Source organism: Actinomadura sp. DC4 (assembly GCF_030406325.1).
In the GTDB taxonomy this organism is placed as follows: domain Bacteria; phylum Actinomycetota; class Actinomycetes; order Streptosporangiales; family Streptosporangiaceae; genus Actinoallomurus.
Genome location: NZ_JAUEQY010000021.1, coordinates 16,358 through 34,538, shown reverse-complemented (window position 1 = coordinate 34,538; position 18,181 = coordinate 16,358). Strand labels below are relative to the sequence as shown.

Sequence of the window (18,181 nt, the reverse complement as noted above, 5' to 3'; positions counted from 1 at the left end):
GCCGCGCCGTGCCTCGGTGTCGCCGAGTCCCCACTCGCAGTCGGGACACCAGAGGGGTACCCGTCGACGGCTTCGAGGCCGCCCGTGCAATCCGGGCAATTCTGAAGTCTTTCGGCGCTCATAGCGGATGATCTTAGATTCGTCTTCGCCGTGACGGCAGTGGAACGCGGTCGAGGTCGTGCGCGAGGACGATGTCGCCGTCGTACGCCCTCGCCGCCTCGTCGGTGAACCGTCTCTCGTCCTCGGCGGGGTACCGCTCGGAGAAGTGGGTGAGCACCAGGCGCCGTACGCCCGCCTCGGCCGCGATGCGCCCGGCCTGAGCGGCGGTGAGGTGACCGTACTCCTCGGCCAGCCGCGCGTCCGCCTCCAGGAACGTCGACTCGATGACGAGCAGCTCGACGCCTTCGGCGAGCGGGGCGATCGCGTCGCAGAGGCGGGTGTCCATGACGAAGGCGGCCTTCTGCCCCTTCCGCCGTACGCTGCACTCGGCCAGCGTGACCGTACGCCCGTCGGGGGCTTTGACCTGTCCATCGCGCTGGAGCGTGCCGACGAGCGGGCCGCCGATGCCGTACGCGGCGAGTCGCTCGGGCAACATCGTCAGCCCGTCGGGCTCTTCGATTCGGTAGCCGTAGGCCTCGACGCGGTGGGAGAGCCGACGCGCGGTCAGCCGGAAGGGCACGGTCTCGACCGTGACCGCGTCGCCGTCGATCGGCCGCTCGGTGATGACCTCGGTGTCCCCGAACACCGCCGCGTGCCGCAGCCTTTGCCAGTAGGTGATGCCGCTCGCGGGAAAGACCGCCGTGACGGGATGCCCGACCTCGTCCCGCGCGATTCGCTGCACGATGCCGGGCACGCCGAGGCAGTGGTCGCCGTGGAAGTGGGTGAGGCAGATCCAGTCGATGTCGTGCGCGCTCAGCCCGGCGTGGGCCATCTGCCGCTGCGTGCCCTCTCCGGGGTCGAACAGGACGCCGCGCCCGTCCCACCGCAGTAGGTAGCCGTTGTGGTTCCGTGCCTTGGTCGGTACCGCGCTGGCCGTTCCGAGCACGACGAGCTCCCACGTCGACATGTCCCCAATTATGCCTGCCGAACGACAGGCGATTATTTTGATGCCCGTTATGTCTATGTCGAATGGCGATTGCATTAGCTAGTATGTTCGAAGAGTTGGGGTGGTTTTTCCGGGGGGAGGGATTCGTCGTGAATGGTTCGTCCGTCGATTCTCTGATTCCTCTCGATGGGTTTGTCGGGGTTGATGCGAGTGATGGCGGCCTTATCGAGATGATGGTGGAGGCGCGGCGGGCGGTCTCGCGGTTGCAGGCGGTGGAGCTGGCGGCGGTGGCGGAGCTGGCGCGCCGCCGGGACGCCGAGGAACAGGTCTCCGGTGCCGGGGTGATCTCCGCGGGCGAGTACGTCAATGACGAGGTCGCCGCGGCGTTGACCTTGACCGCGACCTCGGCCGATGAGCTGATCCGGTTCGCCGCCGGGCTGACCGGCCGTCTGCCCGCCACCTTCACCGCTTTGGCGGTCGGGGATTTGGACTATGCCAGGGCTCGTGCTCTGTGGCAGGGCTTGGCGCAGGTCGGTGATGAGGTCGCGGCGGAGATCGAGGCGCGGGTGCTGGCGCGGGTGGCGGGGCAGACCACCGGCGAGATCCGTGCGAAGGTCCGCCGGCTTGTCAGGCGTTTGGATCCCGGTGCGCTGGCGCGGCGGCGCGAACACGCGGAGCTTCGGCGTGATGTGCAGCTGGTGGCCACCGATGATGGCACCGCGCACCTGACCGGCCTGGATCTGCCCGCCGATGCCGCCACCGCGGCTCGCAATCGGGTGAACGCGATCGCCGCCGGGCTCAGGAGTGATGGTGATCGGCGCGCTATCGGGCAGTTGCGCGCCGATGTGTTCCTCGGCCTGCTGTCCGGCACGCTGCATACGGGCGAACCCTCCTCGGACGGCACCCGCCGCCCGGCCGCCGTGACACCTTCTGGTGGTGAGGAGGGCTGGACGGGGGTGGATGACGCGGTCGCCGACGCCATCGCCCGCGCGGCCCGTACGCAACTCGGCGCTCTCTCTGAGCATGCGGTGCCGGAACGGCATCAGCGGCTCGCCCGACTCATCACGCAGGCGGGCGAGTGCATCGCGGGGTCCCTCACCGGGCTGAAGACCCGCTGGTGCGTACCGGCCCCGGCGCCAGACCCAGCGGCGGGCTCGGTGCTAGGCCCGGCGCCAGACCTGGCGGCAGACCTCGCGCACGGCCCGGTGCCAGGCCAGGCGCCAGACCCGGCGGCAGACCTCGCGCTCAGCTCGGTGCCAGGCCAGGCGGCAGACCCGGCACCATACCGGGCGCGTGGCCTGGCGGCAGACCTTGCGGATGGCCTGGCGCATGGCCACCGGGGTTATCGTGTGCCCGCCGGGATGCGCCGCCTGATCGAGAAACGCGACCGGCGGTGTGGGTTCCCAGGTTGCCGGCGGCCGGTTCGGCACTGCGACGCCGACCACACGATTCCCTATCACCGAGACGGCCCGACCTGTCCGTGCAACATCGCGATGCTGTGCCGCCACCACCATTCACTGAAACAAACACCCGGCTGGCGACTCCAGCAGTTATGGCCCGGCGTACTCCTGTGGACCGGCCCCACCGGGCACTGGCGAATAACCGCCCCCGCCGACCGCGAATAGCGTTGCCGGCGAATGGCTCGTAGCCACTCTCCAGATCACGGGGTATGCCGCAGATCACGGGGTGTGCTGCGGCGTCGTTGACCGCGATTGGTCGAGGACCGGTTCCCGGCCACCTCGGTGGCGGAGGGTGGTGTGGCCCTGCAGGAGGCGGCGCATGGTGCCGTAGCCGCGTTCGAATCGGGCGGCGACCTGGCGGACGGTCAAGCCTTGTTCGTAGAGGCGTACGGCGTCGGCGACCATGACCGGGTCCACCCCGGTTTCGGCGGTGGCGAGCAGGGTGCGGATGTCGGCGACGCGGTAGCGACGATGACCGCCGGGGGTGAGCATGGGAGCGAGTCTCCCTTCACGTGCCCAGCGGGCGATCGTGGTCGTACGGACGCCGAACATCTCGGCGACCTCACGGGGCCGTAGCAGTGCGTCGTCGTGCTCGGGCCGGGAGGACACCACGAGGCCGTTCTCGCCGGAGGTGACTTGGGAGTTGAGGCTCTGACGCTCCTGGGATGTCAGCGTCACGCCGGTGCGGGTCAGCACGACGTGGATCGTCTTGCCGTGTTCGCCTTGGTCGATCCAGGTCATCGCGGCGAGGGCGTTGATGATGGGAACGCCGCGTCCGGAGCCCGCCAGCAGCCCGAGATCGGCGTGTTCGGGCAGGGTGGGGGCACTGTCGACCGCGTACAGGTGGGTCCACCGAGGACCTGCCGTGACCCCCAGCCGGACTGACTCTCCGCCTATGCGAGCGACCTCGCGGATGGCGTTGGTGGTGAGTTCGGAGACCACCAGGACCACGTCATCGACATGATCCGGATCCGCCTCCGCCACTTCTTCGAGCACGTCCAGAGCGAATCCCCGGGCCTGGCGTACGGACTCGGGCGTGGCTCGCAGCGACAGCCACCGTGGACCGGGCACGCCCTGGGCCGAGGCGGCGGTGAACGGCCCGGTACCGGGAGCCTGGCAACTGTCGCGCGTCTGTCCATCGGCGGCTGCATGCACCTTGACGTTCCTCCCATGTATGGATGTGTGCATGGGACCGTAAGGCCGCCGCCGGATCGGAACGGGCACAGTTTGTGCCCGCTTGCTCACACCATGAGACCGGCTCTGTCGGCGAGGTCTTGCGCTCGGCGGCGCTGCTGCGCCGGACCTTTTCCGGTGAGCTCGGTGAGGATGCCGCGGGCGTACCCGTTGTAGCGAATCGTCTCGGGCGCGGCGGTGTACGCGGCGTCCAACGTGCCGAGCGTCGCCTGGACCTCGTTGTTCAGATGATGCGCTCGGGCCACCTCGATGAGATGGCGACCGCGTCGTGGCTGCGAGGGGATGGCGAGCGACGCGGTCCGCCGGGCCTGGCGCTCGCTCTCGGCTCCCTGCCGGAGCTCAACGGCCGTGGTGACGGCGTGCGCGCCCATGATGACACCGCTGAACGACGTCATCGGGTCGTAGTAGTCGTGAGGCAGGCGCTCCGCGACGTCGTTCGCGCGGTCCCACAGCCGCCAGGCGGTGCCGCTCTCCCCGGCGCGTGCGGCGGTGTACGCGGCCTCGAAGAGCAGCGCTCCCCACATCGCGCGCAGGCCGGTGCCGGCCTCGTGCATGTGAGGCCTGAGGAGGTCGAGGCCCTGGCGATTGACGACCTCGGCGGCGTCGAAGTCGCCCGCGTCGCGGTGTGCCTGGGCCAACAGCCACACCGCTCCTCCGACCGCCTGGGGGTCGTCGGCCTCCAGTGCGGCGGTCATCGCGCGTTCGGCGACGCGCCACAGCAGGTCGGCGGCAGGCTGGTAGGCGAGAAAGAACTGGGCGAGGTTGTAGACGCTCGTCAGCATCGCCTGGGCGCTGCGCTGGTCGTCGCCCTGGTAGACGCGGACGGCCTTCTGAGCGTCGCGGATCAGCCCCGGCAGCAGGCCGCCGAGGACGGTGCGGTGGTCCGGGGCCGCGTGACGTGCTCTCCACGCCGCGCTGATCCGTGCCCGCAGGTGATCCAGGGGCGGCGGCGGCCCGTCGGGCAGGACGAGATCATTGACCGCGTCCCGTACGGCGGGGAGTGCCGGATGGCCTGGGCCGGCGAACAGGTGAACCGGCAAGGACTGATCGCCGGTCAGCTCGGCGAGGTCCTTGACACGCAGAGCTTCGGCCACGCGCAGAAGCATCGGTAACTTCGGCTGCTGTAGCCGACCGGTCTCGACTGCTTTCACCCAGCTTCCGGATTTACCGACAAGGGCGCCGAGGACCTCACGGGTCATGCCGCGGCGTTTCCGCAGCGATTTGATCCGCTGTCCGGTTGTCAGCTCCGGGCCGGACGAATCTGCGCGAGATCCAGGCATTATCCCTGCACCGATCTTCTGAGGTGTCGACACCACCAGCGTACGGCGCAGATGTTCGCCGCAAGGCGCGTCCTGCCCGGCCGTAGCCCCGGCGTGCCGGAGCTGATGGGCATGTCGGCGTGGATGCATGGAGCAGGGCCGCACGGCTCGGTGCTACCGCCAGGGCGAGGCGGACGGCGAGATCAACGGCACGAGGAGGATGCTCCTGGCAGTGCTCATCGCGCGGGAGATCGAGTTGCCGGATCGGGCGGACACGCGTATCGCCGGCTGCGGTGACCTCAGAGAGCTGGAGTCCTGGGTCCGTCGAGCCGCCACTGCGGACTCGATCGAGGACGTGATCGGTGCGGTGTAGCGGACTTGCCCAGGGCAGGAACACTTCCATCCGGGGTAAGCACTTGCTTCAACGTCGAACGGGCCCCGGGATCGTTGTCCCGGGGCCCGTTGGACGTCAGCGGATCACTTGAACAGCAACGGCTGCCTGGGCAGGACCACGTTCGCCGGGCCTCGCCAGGGCTGGTCGGCGGAGAACGGCTTCGCCGTCGGCGACACGCCGCTGACCACGGCCGGCAGCGTCACGGCACTGCCCGCCAGGTCGACCGTCACTCCGGCGCCTGTCGCGTCCTCCTCGTACTGCACGTCCGAGTCCACGCCGAACAGGATCAGGCCCAGCCGGTGGCCCGCCTTGAACGAATAATCCTGCGGCAACGTCTGCCACTTCACCGAGTACGTACGGCCCGGTACGAGCGGCGACGAGTGGCTCGGCGACGTACGGTTCTGGGCGTCCAGGAAGCCGCGCGTCACCACGTTCACATCCGAGGTCACCGTGTCCGTCACCACCTGCCGGTAGCACGCGTCGTCCGTGGCCGTGCTCGAACCGTGGCAGTCCTCCGTCGTCAGCGTCCGTACGCCCGACCCGGAGCCCTCATAATTCACCCGGGTGTCCGTGCCGTAGTCGACCAGCAGGGCGCCCAGGTCGGCGGCGGGCCGGTCGGACTTGAGACGAAGCGACACCGTCGGCGTGCCCGACAGCCGTACGTTCTGCTTCAACGGTGGAGTCGTGTACGCCAGCCGGTACGGCTGAGGGACCGTCGGGTCCGAGACCAGCGTGCCCTCGTCGACCCGAGCGTCGGTGAACGACGCGGAACCCGACGAACGCGCGATGCCCAGCGACCCGTCCGCCTGCGGAGACAAGGCGAGCGGCCGGGCCGACGGAGCGGGCCAGTCCGACTGGGAGGACCACACGTCCGGCGCCGTCTCGATCGACGCGCGCGGCTGCTTCATCACGCCGTTCGGCACGTGCCACAGCCAGTAGTCGAACCACTGGTGCAGCGTGGAGACCCACGCGTCGCGGCGGAAGTCGAACGGGTCCACGTGGCCGTACTGCGACAGCCACACCTTGCGCGGCACGCCGCGCGCGGAAAGCCCCGCCCACCACGACGAGAACTGGTTCGGCTTCACGTTCAGGTCGTTCGTGCCGTGGACCGCGAACACCGACGCGTGCACGCGCGACACCGACGGCGCCGGCGCGGAACGGTAGTTCCGCGAGTCCCAGAAGGAGTTGTAGTTCCCGGTGACGTCATCCTGGCCGACGCCGAGAGCGGCGTTCACGGCGGCGCACTTGGCGGGCGGGTCGGTGTCGACCGTGTCGGCCAGCCCGTCCTCCTCGCCCTTCCACCAGACCGTGCCGTTCATCCGGCTGTAGTCGTACCAGGAGCTGATCGCCGAGATCGGCACGATCGTGTCGAGGCCCTCGACGCCGGTCGCCGCCACGCCGTTGGCCAGCGTGCCGTCGTAGGACTTGCCGATCATCCCTGTACGGCCGTTGCTCCACGTCGCCTTGACCTTCTTGCCCGCGGCGTCGTACGCGGTCGCGCGGCCGTTCAGCCAGTCCACGACGGCCTTGCCGCCGAGCACGTCGGACCGTCCGCCCGAGGTGGGGCAGCCGTCGGACTTGGTGGTGCCGTCCATGTCGACGTCGAGCACCGCGTACCCGCGCGGCACGAAGTAGTTGTCATAGAAGAGCGGGAACTTCACCGGGTTCCCGGCCGCGTCGTAGGTCTTGCGCTCCGACTCGTTCCCGCGCCCGAGGTTGTCGTAGTACGGGCTCTCATCCATGATCACGGGGACCTTGAACCCCGTGCCGCTCTCCTTCGGGCGGATGATGTCCACCCGGATCAGGTCCTTCTTGCCGTCGTTGTCCGCGTCCACCGAGGACTCGACTCGGACGTACTCCCGGATCGCGTCGGCGTAGGAGAAGACCGGCTGGGTCACCCCACCGGACACCTCGATCGCGGGTCTGTGAGCCGCTTGGGCGGCAGGCGCCCCCGCGACCGCGAGTGCGGCCGCGACGGCGATCGCGGAGGCGAGGATGCCCCGCCGTGATGAGATCGGCACGCGATACCTCCAGGGGTTGCGCGCGAAATCTCACACAAGGGAACACTCCGACACAAGATCCCTAGCCACATCTGGCCCAAGCTCACTCAGGGGCGAGCCAGACCGCGCCGAGAGGCGGGACCCGCAGCAGCGCGGAGGCCGGCTGGCCGTGGCACGGCTCCCCAGAGGCCTCGACGTGCCCCATGTTGCCGACACCGCTGCCGCCGTAGTCGTACGCGTCGGTGTTCACGACCTCCCGCCAGCGGCCCGTACGGGGCAGGCCCAGCCGGTAGTCCTCGTGCGGGACGCCGGAGAAGTTGACCACACAGGCCATCGGCGTGCCGTCCGCGGCGTACCGGAGGAAGGAGACCACGTTGCCCGCCACGTCGTCCGCGTCGATCCAACCGAACCCCTCCGGCTCGGCGTCCCGCGTCCACAGGGCGTCGAGCGAGGAGTAGGACCGGTTGAGGTCGCGGACCAGCCGCTGCAGGCCGACGTGGTAGTTGTCCTCGGCCTCGTCCAGCAGCCACCAGTCGAGCGAACGCTGCTCGGCCCACTCCGCGCCCTGGCCGAACTCCTGGCCCATGAACAGCAGCTGCTTGCCCGGGTGCGCCCACATGTACGCGAGCAGCGCCCGCAGCCCGGCGAACCGCTGCCACTCGTCGCCCGGCATCTTGCCCAGCAGTGAGCCCTTGCCGTGCACGACCTCGTCGTGGGACAGCGGCAGCACGTAGTTCTCCGAGTACGCGTACACCATCGAGAACGTGATCTCGTGGTGGTGGTAGCCACGGAAGATCGGCTCGTGCTTCAGGTAGTTGAGCGTGTCGTGCATCCAGCCCATGTTCCACTTGAAGCCGAAGCCCAGCCCGCCCAGGTGCGTCGGCCGGGACACGCCCGGCCACGCGGTCGACTCCTCGGCGATCGTCACGATGCCGGGGGAGCGCTTGTAGCAGGTGGCGTTCATCTCCTTGAGGAAGTCGATCGCCTCGAGGTTCTCGCGCCCGCCGTAGATGTTCGGCGTCCACTCGCCCTCTTCGCGGGAGTAGTCCAGGTAGATCATCGAGGCGACGGCGTCGACCCGCAGGCCGTCGATGTGGAACTCCTCCAGCCAGTACGTGGCGTTGGCCACCAGGAAGTTGCGCACCTCCGAGCGGCCGAAGTCGAAGATGAACGTGCCCCAGTCCTTCTGCTCGCCGCGCCGGGGGTCGCCGTGCTCGTACAGCGCCGTGCCGTCGAAGCGGGCCAGCGCCCACTCGTCCTTGGGGAAGTGGCCCGGCACCCAGTCGACGATCACGCCGATGCCGGCCTGGTGCAGCCGGTCCACGAGGTGGCGGAACTCATCGGGGTCGCCGAACCGCGCCGTCGGCGCGTAGTAGGACGTGACCTGGTAGCCCCACGAGCCCCCGAAGGGGTGCTCGGCGACCGGCAGGAACTCCACGTGCGTGAAGCCCATGTCGGCGACGTAGCCGACCAGCTCCTCGGCGAGCTCGCGATAGCCCAGGTGGGAGCGCCACGAGCCGAGGTGCACCTCGTACACGCTCATCGGCGAGCGCAGCGCGTCGTAGGACTTGCGCCGCGTCAGCCAGTCGGAGTCCTCCCACGTGTAGTCCGAGGTGAACACCTTCGAGGCGGTGGCCGGCGGCCGCTCGGCGTACTGCGCCATCGGGTCGGCCTTGCGCCGCCAGACCTGGTCGGCGCCGAGGATCTCGAACTTGTAGTTGGTGCCGTCGCCGACGCCGGGCACGAACAGCTCCCACACGCCGGACGACCCGAGCGAGCGCATGGGGTACGCCCGGCCGTCCCAGTGGTTGAAGTCGCCGATGACCCGTACGCCCTTGGCGCTCGGCGCCCACACCGCGAACGCCGTGCCGTCGACCGGGCCGAAGACCGAGGTGTAGGCGCGGGTGTGCGCGCCGAGGACCTTCCAGAGCTCCTCATGGCGCCCCTCGCCGATCAGGTGCAGGTCCAGCTCGCCCAGCGTCGGGGCGTGTCGGTACGGGTCGTCCTGCACCACCTCGGGACCCTCCGAACCGGCAGGGGCGTACGTCACGGCGAGCCGGTAGTCGGGGACCGCCATCGGCTCGTCGCCCGACAGCGGGCTCTCAGGGGTCAGGGTGGTCGCGAAGACGCCCTCGTGCAGGTGGCGCATCGGCCGCCGCTCACCGTCGGCGAGCACGACCTCCACGGTGCCGGCGAGCGGCCGCAGCGCGCGGATGCTGACTCCGTCGCGTTCCGGGTGCGCGCCGAGAATGCTGTGGGGATCGTGGTGGTCTCCGCTGATCAACCGGTCGATCTCGTCTTGGGTGACCCGCGCCATGGGGCTCCTCGCATGCTCGGGGGTTTCTCAACTACCTGCGTACCCGATCAGGGGCGCGTAACCGTTCCCCGGTCAGGCCATGGGTCACACTCGGGCCGACCGCGCCGAGCCGGCCGAGAGAACCGGCCGGCCGGGCGGCTGACGCTCAGCGGGCGGCCGATCCCGGCGCCGGAGAGGCGCTGAGCGCGGCGATCGAGCTGAGCGGGATGTGCAGCCACGACGGGCGGTTGCGCGCCTCGTACATGACCTCGTAGACGGCCTTGTCGAACTCGAAGGCGCGGATGATCTGCGGGTGCGCCGCGGGGTCGACGCCGCCCGCGTCCGCGTAGCCCCGGCAGAACGCCGTGCGGTTGCGGTCGGCCCACTCGTGCGCGCGAAACTCCAGCTGGTCCGGGTTACCGGACACGGCCTTGCCGTTGACCAGCAGGTGCCGGGCCGCGTAGTCGAAGGAGCGCAGCATGCCGGCGACGTCGCGCAGCGGGTGCGCCGGCTGGCGGCGCTCCTCCAGCGACTTGGCCGGCTCACCCTCGAAGTCCAGCAGCATCCAGCCGGTCTCGGTCCGCATCACCTGGCCGAGGTGGTAGTCGCCGTGCACGCGCTGGACCATCAGGGGCTCGTCGAGCTCGGCGAACGCCTCGAACGCGTCGTTCAGCTGCCCCGCGTACGGCACGAGCTGCGGCACGCTGGAGCACGCCTCGGTCAACCGGGCCTTCATCTGCCGGGCCAGCCCGCGTACGTCCGCCGGTGACATCACGCCGGTGCCGAACGCCGTGGCGAGGTCGCGGTGCACCTCGGCGGTGGCGGCCCCCAGGCGTTCGGACTCGCTCGCGAAGTCACCGCCGACCTCGTCGGCGTGCAGGTCGGCCTCGGCGTACAGGTCGCGCACGCTCGTGCCGGCGAGCTGCCAGCCGTCGGTGCCGGACCGCAGGAACTCCGTCAGCATGGCCAGCGTGGACACCGTGCCGTCGAGCTCACACGAGATCCAGCCGTACAGGGACGGCACGTGCTTGCTGCCGGCGCCCACGAGCCCGCGGCTCAGCTCGAGGTCGGGGTTGATGCCCGGGGTCAGGCGCCGGAACAGCTTGCAGATGTAGACGTCGCCGTAGATGAGGGAGGTGTTGCTCTGCTCGGCGGGGCTGGCGAGACTGTCGAGGTCGGTCTCCAGCCCCGCGATGGATCGGAACGCCAGCGGCCCGATGTCGGCGCCGTCGGCCATGTGCTCCAGCAGCACGCGGGTCAGGTCGGGGTCGTGCACCGCGTCATAGACGTGGACGCCGTCGATCTGGCCGATCTCGGCGTACTCCAGCCGCCCGGGGAGCTCACGGCGGAGGCCGACCGGCACCTGATAGCGGTCGGCCTGCTCGCCCTGGCGAACCTCGAGGACGACATGATGCAGCGCCGGATCGCCCTCGACCAGCTTCGTGTCGATCAGTACCGAGACTCCGTCGATGTCCCGGTCCTTGCCCGCGAACCACCGCTGGCGCGGAAGCCAATCCGCGATCAGATCGTCGAGTCGTTCGGACAGCCGCACTGGCTACGTCACCTCGCCTGTTCCACCTGCCTGGTCCACATGGCTACTCGCCACCACCTCCGTGGTTCGTGGGCAGTAGGAACCAGTAGAAACCGTGTCCTGGAAGTGTCAGGAGATAAGGCAATTCCCCGATTGGAGGGAATTGAACACCACCCATGCACTCGACCGGGTTCACCCCTTCGAAGCGGCGCAGGTCAAGCTCCACGGGTTGCGGAAAACGTGACAAGTTGTTCACACAAAGTACGCGATCCGCGCCGAACTCCCTAACGAAGGCCAGCACGCTCGGGTTGGAGGCGGACAGTTCCGTGTAGTCGCCCACCCCGAACACCGGATGACGCTTGCGGATCTCGATCATCTTGCGCGTCCAGTGCAGCAGCGAACCGGGGTTGTTCTGCTGCGACTCGACGTTGATCGCCTGGTAGCCGTAGATCGGGTCCATGATCGTCGGCAGGTAGAGCCGGCCGGGGTCGCAGTTGGAGAACCCGGCGTTGCGGTCCGGGGTCCACTGCATCGGCGTACGGACCCCGTCGCGGTCTCCGAGCCAGATGTTGTCGCCCATCCCGATCTCATCGCCGTAGTACAGCACCGGAGACCCCGGCAGCGACAGTAGGAGAGCGGTGAACAGCTCCAGCTGGTTGCGATCGTTGTCGAGGAGCGGGGCCAGCCGCCGGCGGATGCCGATGTTGGCCTTCATCCTCGGGTCCTTGGCGTATTCGGAGTACATGTAGTCGCGCTCCTCGTCCGTGACCATCTCGAGCGTCAGCTCGTCGTGGTTGCGGAGGAAGATGCCCCATTGCGCGTTCTCGGGGATCTTCGGAGTCTGGGACATGATCTCCGAGATCGGGTACCGCTGCTCCCGGCGTACGGCCATGAAGATGCGCGGCATGACCGGGAAGTGGAACGCCATGTGGCACTCGTCACCGCCGGTCGCGGGGTCCCCGAAGTACTCCACGACGTCCGCCGGCCACTGGTTGGCCTCGGCCAGCATCACCCGGTCGGGGTAGAGCCGGTCGATCTCCTTGCGGACCGACTTGAGGTAGTCGTGGGTCTCTTTCAGGTTCTCGCAGTTGGTGCCCTCGCGCTCGAAGAGGTAGGGCACCGCGTCGAGGCGGAACCCGTCGATGCCGAGGTCCAGCCAGAACCGCAGGACCTCCAGCATGGCCTCCTGCACGGCCGGGTTGTCGAAGTTGAGGTCCGGCTGGTGGCTGAAGAACCGGTGCCAGTAGTACTGGCCGCGCACCGGGTCCCAGGTCCAGTTGGAGGTCTCGGTGTCGACGAAGATGATCCGGGCCTCGGGGTACCCGGTGTTCTCGTCGGACCAGACGTAGAAGTCGCCGAACGGGCCGTCCGGGTCCTCCTGGGAGGCCTTGAACCACGGGTGCTGGTCGCTGGTGTGGTTCATCACCAGGTCGGCGATGACGCGAAGGCCGCGCTTGTGCGCCTCGTCCACCAGTTCGACGAAGTCACCGAGGTCGCCGAACTCCGGCAGGACCTTCATGAAGTCGCTGATGTCATAGCCGCCGTCGCGCAGCGGCGACTCGTAGATCGGCAGAAGCCAGATGCAGTCGATGCCGAGCCAGACCAGATAGTCCAGCTTCTCGGTGAGGCCCTTGATGTCCCCGGTGCCATCGCCGGTGGAATCATAGAAGCCGCGGATGAGCACCTCGTAGAAGACCGCGTTCTTGTACCAGTGAGGCGCGTTCGGCGTGTCGCGCGTGAAGGTGTCCGGAACCGGCTCTATGGCGCCGCCTCCGAGCAGGGGATCGATCTGGGTCAACTCTCGCCTCTCGAAACCGTGAAGATGTGTGCAGACTGGGTGTGCGGGTCGAGGCGCACGTAATTCGCCTGCCGCCAGGTGTACGACTCACCGGACAGCTCGTCGGTGACGACGAGCTCGTCCGCCCAGTCGAGACCGAGCGCCGGCATGTCGAGATGGACGGTCGCCTCGCGAACCTGATGTGGATTCAGATTGACGACAACCAGCACGACGTCCCCGACGTCCGTGGCGTCCCCGCCATTGGGGGCCACGCGTTTGGAGAAACAGATCAGCTCAGGCTGGTCGACGTTGTGAAAGGCAAGGTTACGCAGCCTGCGCAATGCGGGGTGTGCTCTTCGCAAAGAGTTGAGGGCGGAGATGAGCGGAGTGAGGCTGCGGCCCTCGCGCTCGGCCGCCTCCCAGTCGCGCGGCCGGTACTGGTACTTCTCCGAGTCGCGGTACTCCTCGCTGCCCGGGCGCACCGCGGTGTTCTCGAACAGCTCGTAGCCGGAGTAGACGCCCCAGGAGGGCGAGAGCATCGACGCGAGCACGGCGCGGACCGCGAACGCGGGTGGGCCGCCGTGCTGGAGGTACTCATGCAGGATGTCGGGCGTGTTGACGAAGAAGTTCGGGCGCATGTACGGCGAGGCCGGCCCGGACAGCTCGCGGAGGTATTCCTCCAGCTCGTCCTTGCTGTTGCGCCAGGTGAAGTACGTGTAGGACTGGTGGAAGCCGATCTTGCCCAGGGTGTGCATCATCGCCGGCTTGGTGAACGCCTCGGCGAGGAACAGCACGTCCGGGTCGGTCTCGGCGACACTCTTCAGGAGGCGCTCCCAGAACGCCACCGGCTTGGTGTGCGGGTTGTCCACCCGGAAGATCCGTACGCCGTGGTCCATCCACAGCCGTACGACCCGCTCGACCTCGTGGTAGATGCCCTCGGGGTCGTTGTCGAAGTTGAGCGGATAGATGTCCTGGTACTTCTTGGGCGGGTTCTCGGCGTAGGCGATCGACCCGTCGGCCCGCGTGGTGAACCACTCGGGGTGCTCCTTGACCCACGGGTGGTCCGGCGAGCACTGCAGCGCCAGGTCGAGCGCCACTTCCATGCCGAGGTTCTTGGCGTAGTCCACGAAGGCGTCGAAGTCGGCGAACCCGCCGAGCGCCTTGTGGATCGCGTCGTGGCCGCCGTCCTCCGAGCCGATCGCCCACGGCGAGCCGGGGTCGTGCGCCTCGGCGTGCAGCGTGTTGTTCGGGCCCTTGCGGAACTGGCTGCCGATGGGATGGATCGGGGGCAGGTAGACGACGTCGAAGCCCATCTCGGCGATGGCCGGGAGACGCTTCATCGCACTTCGGAACGTTCCCGACTGGGGTGCGCGCCGGCCCATCGGGTCGTAGGCCGCGCCCTCCGAACGGGGGAACAGCTCGTACCAGGAGCCGTACAGCGCACGTTCGCGCTGGACGAGCAGCGGCTGCCACTCGGTCACCGTCACGTGCTCGCGGAGCGGGTGGCGGTCGAGCAGCTCCTGGATCTCGGGGGTGTCCGCCGCCTCGAACCGCATGATCGGCGGGATCGCCTTCTCACGCAGCGCTCGGACGACGCCCTTGATCACCGAGCGGGCGGACGCGGGCACGCCCTTGGCGGCGCGCTCGAACAGCAGTGCGCCCTCCTCGAGCATCAGCTCGGTGTCCTGCCCGCGGGGGATCTTGATCGCCGCGTCGTGACGCCAGTGCGCCAGCGGGTCGCCCCAGGCCTCGACCCGGAAGTGCCACATGCCGGTGGAGGTGGGGGTGACCTCGGCGAGGTAGCGGTCGGTGCCGGGGACCACGTCGCGCATGCGCGCGAGCGGGCCGCTACGGCCCTCGGGGTCCCGGAGCACGACGCCCGCGCCGAGCATCTCGTGCCCCTCGCGGAACACGGTGGCGCCGACCTCGAACGTCTCGTCGGGGACGGCCTTGGCAGGCCAGCGGCCACAGTCGACCACCGGCTGCACGTCGAGAATGGGAATACGTCCGATCATCGCAGGCGAGCGTACCGATGCCGGAGAGGGATCAACCTCGTCTTCCGAAATAAATGATCTTTCTTGACCGCGGGTGGCGGTGGGGGGAGCGGGGGTGCTCGGCGAGGGCTCGCGCATATGGTCTCCGTTGCCAATCTCCCGCGTACGAAACGGGAGAATTGTCGCTTTCCATGATCGGTGGGGATCTCGGCAGGTCGGGGGTGCCGGGGATCCCGACGGATTCCGGAGTGCCGTACGCGGGGGCCGGTCGCCGGATCGTCGCCTGCGACGATGGTAGGGCCGGAGCGTGAGTACCCCGCAACTTCTGGTCCGGACGCGCGGGCCGGTGGGCCGTGAGCGCGTCATGGGCCGCCGAGGATCGGCCCGGCGGCACTCGCCCCATGCTCGCACTCATGGGCGAACTTCGCACTCCCTGGCGTTTCAGGGAGCGAACGGTCACCCTGTGGCGGCAAACACCGGTCAAGGATGTGGGTCGCTGTGCGGGTTTGGGTCGCGAGCATGGCCTGCTACCGATTAGTGTCGCGCCACGTGAAGGCCATCCGGAGATTCACCGTTCGCACGGTACTGCCCGAGCCGCTCCAGCCGCTCGAGGAGCTCGTCCTCAACCTGCGCTGGTCGTGGCACCCTGAGACGCTCGACCTTTTCGAGTCGGTCGATCCGGAGCTGTGGGAAGCGACTCGACATGATCCGATGCGGCTCCTCGGCGAGGTCTCGGCCGAGCGCCTGAGCGCGCTGACCGGCGACCGCCGTTTCCTGCGCGCCCTGGGCGACGCGGTCGACGAGCTTCGGGACTACGTCACCGCCCCGCGCTGGTACCAGGGTCTGTCCGACGTCCCGGCGGCCATCGCCTACTTCTCCCCGGAGTACGGCATCGCGTCGGCGCTTCCGCAGTACTCCGGTGGGCTCGGCATCCTGGCCGGCGACCACTTGAAGACCGCGAGCGACCTGGGCGTGCCGATCATCGGCGTCGGCCTGCTGTATCGCCACGGATACTTTTCCCAGTCGCTGTCGCCAGAGGGCTGGCAGCAGGAGCACTACCCGCCGGTCGACCCCGACGGCCTGCCGCTGAGCCTGCTGCGCGAGGAGGACGGCTCGGCCGTACGCGTCGCGGTCGGGCTGCCGGACGGCGACCGCCTGCACGCGCAGGTCTGGGTGGCGAGCGTCGGCCGGGTGCCGCTGCTGCTCCTGGACTCCAACGTGGAGGAGAACGCCCCGACCCAGCGCGACGTCACCGACCGCCTGTACGGCGGCGGAACGGACCACCGGCTGCTGCAGGAGATGCTGCTCGGCATCGGCGGGGTGCGTGCGATCCGTGAGTTCTGCCGCGTCACCGGGCACGCCGCGCCCGAGGTGTTCCACACCAACGAGGGTCACGCCGGCTTCCTGGGCCTGGAGCGGATCCGGGAGTACATCGACGGCCAGGGCCTGACCTTCGACGAGGCGGTCGAGGCGGCCCGCGGCGGCACGGTGTTCACCACCCACACGCCCGTCCCCGCCGGCATCGACCGGTTCCCCCGCGAACTGATCAAGAAGTACTTCGGCACGGACAACGAGGCCGCCAGCGTCTCGACCGACCGGATCCTGGCGCTCGGTGCCGAGACCTACGATGAGGGCGACCCCGACGTCTTCAACATGGCCGTCATGGGCATGCGCCTCGCACAGCGCGTGAACGGCGTCTCGGTCCTGCACGGCGCGGTCAGCCGGGAGATGTTCGGCGGCCTGTGGCCGGGCTTCGACACCGAAGAGGTGCCGATCGGCTCGATCACCAACGGCGTGCACGCCGAGACCTGGGTGGCCCCCGAGGTCATCGAGCTCGCCCGCCGCGAGCTGCCCACCGTCATCGAGGACGGCAAGGGCTGGGACGCGGTCGCCAAGGTCGCCGAGCCGGAGATCTGGCGCATCCGCCGTACGCTGCGCGAGCGGCTCGTGCTCGACGCCCGCCGGCGCCTGCGCGAGTCCTGGCAGCAGCGCGGCGCGAGCGACGCCGAGCTGACCTGGATCGACGACGTCCTCGACCCCGACGTGCTGACCTTCGGCTTCGCCCGCCGCGTGCCGTCGTACAAGCGGCTCACGCTGATGCTGCGCGACGTCGAGCGGCTCAAGTCGATCCTGCTCGACCCCGAGCGCCCGGTACAGATCATCATCGCCGGCAAGGCGCACCCGGCCGACGAGGGCGGCAAGCGGCTGATCCAGGACATCGTCCGGTTCACCGACGACCCGGAGGTCCGCCACCGCATCGTCTTCCTGCCCGACTACGACATGGCGCTCGGCCAGTCGCTGGTCCAGGGCTGCGACGTGTGGATGAACAACCCGCTGCGCCCGCTCGAGGCCTGCGGCACGTCCGGCATGAAGGCCGCGCTGAACGGCGGCCTGAACCTCTCCATCCGCGACGGCTGGTGGGACGAGTGGTTCGACGGCAACAACGGCTGGTCGATCCCCTCCGCCGACCGCGCCGCCGACCCGGACCGCCGCGACGACGTCGAGGCGAACGCCCTGTACGAGCTGATCGAGGACCACGTCGCGGCGCTGTTCTACGACCGCGCCGCCGACGGCCTGCCGCGCCGCTGGCTGGAGATGGTCAAGCACACGCTGGGCTCCCTCGGCCCGAAGGTGCTGGCCGGCCGCATGCTGCGCGACTACGTCCGTGACCTGTACGCCCCCGCGGCTCTGTCCGGGCGGCGGCTGGCGGCCGACGAGCACACGACGGCGAAGTCCCTCGCGGCGTGGAAGCTGCGGGTCGCCAAGCTGTGGGAGGGCGTGACGGTCGAGCACGTGGAGTCCAGCGGCGTGGGCCAGAGCCCGCAGCTGGGCGCCCGGCTGGCGGTACGCGCGACGGTGGCGCTCGGCGGCCTGGAGCCCTCCGATGTCGCGGTCGAGGTCGTGTACGGCCGGGTGGGCGAGACCGACACGCTGGTCGACCCGTCCTACCTCGAGCTCACGCAGGTCGAGAACATCGACGGCGGCAAGCTCCGCTACGCGGGCGAGGTGCCGCTGGACCGGCCGGGCGCGTTCGGCTACAGCGTCCGGGTCGTGCCCAAGCACGAGCTGTTCGCGTCGCGCGCGGAGATGGGCCTGGTGGCGCTTCCCCCGGCCCCGACCGGAATGACCAACGGCGACCTGCGCTGACGCTCTTCGCCTGAGAGTGGCTCCGACCCCTTACCGGGCCGGGGCCACTGTCTGACCGCTCACCGCTGGACGGCCGCCTGCCGG

General features: G+C 69.1%; 10 protein-coding genes and 2 pseudogenes. 3 read left to right on the top strand and 9 right to left on the bottom strand.

Features of this window, described 5'->3' with window-relative positions; genetic code table 11:
* Nucleotides 1-133: 133 nt before the first annotated feature.
* Complete coding sequence (locus QWU11_RS30155; RefSeq protein ID WP_290117845.1) at nt 134-1,066, bottom strand: ribonuclease Z; 933 nt, start codon at nt 1,064-1,066, stop codon at nt 134-136.
* Between the two features lie 83 nt (nt 1,067-1,149).
* Between QWU11_RS30155 and QWU11_RS30150 the strand changes: the two genes are divergently transcribed.
* Entirely contained in the window at nt 1,150-2,670 is a 1,521-nt protein-coding gene (locus QWU11_RS30150; RefSeq protein WP_290117844.1) for an HNH endonuclease signature motif containing protein, read from the top strand.
* A 270-nt stretch (nt 2,671-2,940) separates the two neighbouring features.
* Here QWU11_RS30150 and QWU11_RS30145 read toward each other — a convergent pair.
* The 3 genes and pseudogenes from QWU11_RS30145 to QWU11_RS30135 all read right to left on the bottom strand — a co-directional run.
* Nucleotides 2,941-3,114 (bottom strand): annotated as a pseudogene (locus QWU11_RS30145) (helix-turn-helix domain-containing protein); the annotation flags it as partial.
* Between the two features lie 96 nt (nt 3,115-3,210).
* Nucleotides 3,211-3,693 (bottom strand): annotated as a pseudogene (locus QWU11_RS30140) (ATP-binding protein); the annotation flags it as partial.
* Between the two features lie 53 nt (nt 3,694-3,746).
* A complete protein-coding gene (locus tag QWU11_RS30135) occupies nt 3,747-4,979 on the bottom strand; it encodes a helix-turn-helix transcriptional regulator (protein ID WP_290117843.1) in 1,233 nt (410 codons plus the stop codon).
* A gap of 127 nt (nt 4,980-5,106) precedes the next feature.
* Here QWU11_RS30135 and QWU11_RS30130 point away from each other — a divergent pair, with 127 nt between their 5' ends.
* Nucleotides 5,107-5,331 (top strand): hypothetical protein, encoded by a 225-nt coding sequence (locus QWU11_RS30130; RefSeq protein WP_290117842.1) that lies wholly within the window; start codon nt 5,107-5,109, stop codon nt 5,329-5,331.
* Nucleotides 5,332-5,435: 104 nt separating this feature from the next.
* On the opposite strand, the gene QWU11_RS30125 is transcribed toward QWU11_RS30130, so the two are convergent.
* The 5 genes from QWU11_RS30125 to QWU11_RS30105 form a co-directional block, all read right to left on the bottom strand.
* A complete protein-coding gene (locus QWU11_RS30125) occupies nt 5,436-7,373 on the bottom strand; it encodes a Xaa-Pro dipeptidyl-peptidase (protein ID WP_290117841.1) in 1,938 nt (645 codons plus the stop codon).
* 82 nt (nt 7,374-7,455) lie between these two features.
* Nucleotides 7,456-9,669, bottom strand: a complete 2,214-nt coding sequence (glgB, locus tag QWU11_RS30120) for a 1,4-alpha-glucan branching protein GlgB (protein WP_290117840.1) — start codon at nt 9,667-9,669, stop codon at nt 7,456-7,458.
* Nucleotides 9,670-9,814: 145 nt separating this feature from the next.
* Nucleotides 9,815-11,200: a phosphotransferase gene (locus tag QWU11_RS30115; protein WP_290117839.1), complete on the bottom strand. Its 1,386-nt coding sequence runs from the start codon at nt 11,198-11,200 to the stop codon at nt 9,815-9,817.
* 43 nt (nt 11,201-11,243) lie between these two features.
* On the bottom strand, nt 11,244-12,977 hold the full coding sequence (treS, locus tag QWU11_RS30110) for a maltose alpha-D-glucosyltransferase (RefSeq protein WP_290117838.1): 1,734 nt from the start codon (nt 12,975-12,977) through the stop codon (nt 11,244-11,246).
* On the bottom strand, nt 12,974-14,971 hold the full coding sequence (locus QWU11_RS30105; RefSeq protein ID WP_290117837.1) for an alpha-1,4-glucan--maltose-1-phosphate maltosyltransferase: 1,998 nt from the start codon (nt 14,969-14,971) through the stop codon (nt 12,974-12,976). The genes treS and QWU11_RS30105 overlap by 4 nt, the downstream gene beginning before the upstream one ends.
* Before the next feature lie 528 nt (nt 14,972-15,499).
* Here QWU11_RS30105 and glgP point away from each other — a divergent pair.
* Nucleotides 15,500-18,097, top strand: coding sequence for an alpha-glucan family phosphorylase (glgP, locus tag QWU11_RS30100; RefSeq protein ID WP_290117836.1), 2,598 nt, complete (start codon nt 15,500-15,502; stop codon nt 18,095-18,097).
* Nucleotides 18,098-18,181 lie beyond the last annotated feature (84 nt).

Excerpts from the sequence above, each read along its gene's own strand:
- QWU11_RS30155 (WP_290117845.1), bottom strand. The coding sequence starts at position 1,066 with ATGTCGACGTGGGAGCTCGTCGTGCTCGGAACGGCCAGCGCGGTACCG.
- QWU11_RS30150 (WP_290117844.1), top strand. The coding sequence starts at position 1,150 with ATGTTCGAAGAGTTGGGGTGGTTTTTCCGGGGGGAGGGATTCGTCGTG.
- QWU11_RS30135 (WP_290117843.1), bottom strand. The coding sequence starts at position 4,979 with ATGCCTGGATCTCGCGCAGATTCGTCCGGCCCGGAGCTGACAACCGGA.
- QWU11_RS30130 (WP_290117842.1), top strand. The coding sequence starts at position 5,107 with ATGGAGCAGGGCCGCACGGCTCGGTGCTACCGCCAGGGCGAGGCGGAC.
- glgB (WP_290117840.1), bottom strand. The coding sequence starts at position 9,669 with ATGGCGCGGGTCACCCAAGACGAGATCGACCGGTTGATCAGCGGAGAC.
- QWU11_RS30105 (WP_290117837.1), bottom strand. The coding sequence starts at position 14,971 with ATGATCGGACGTATTCCCATTCTCGACGTGCAGCCGGTGGTCGACTGT.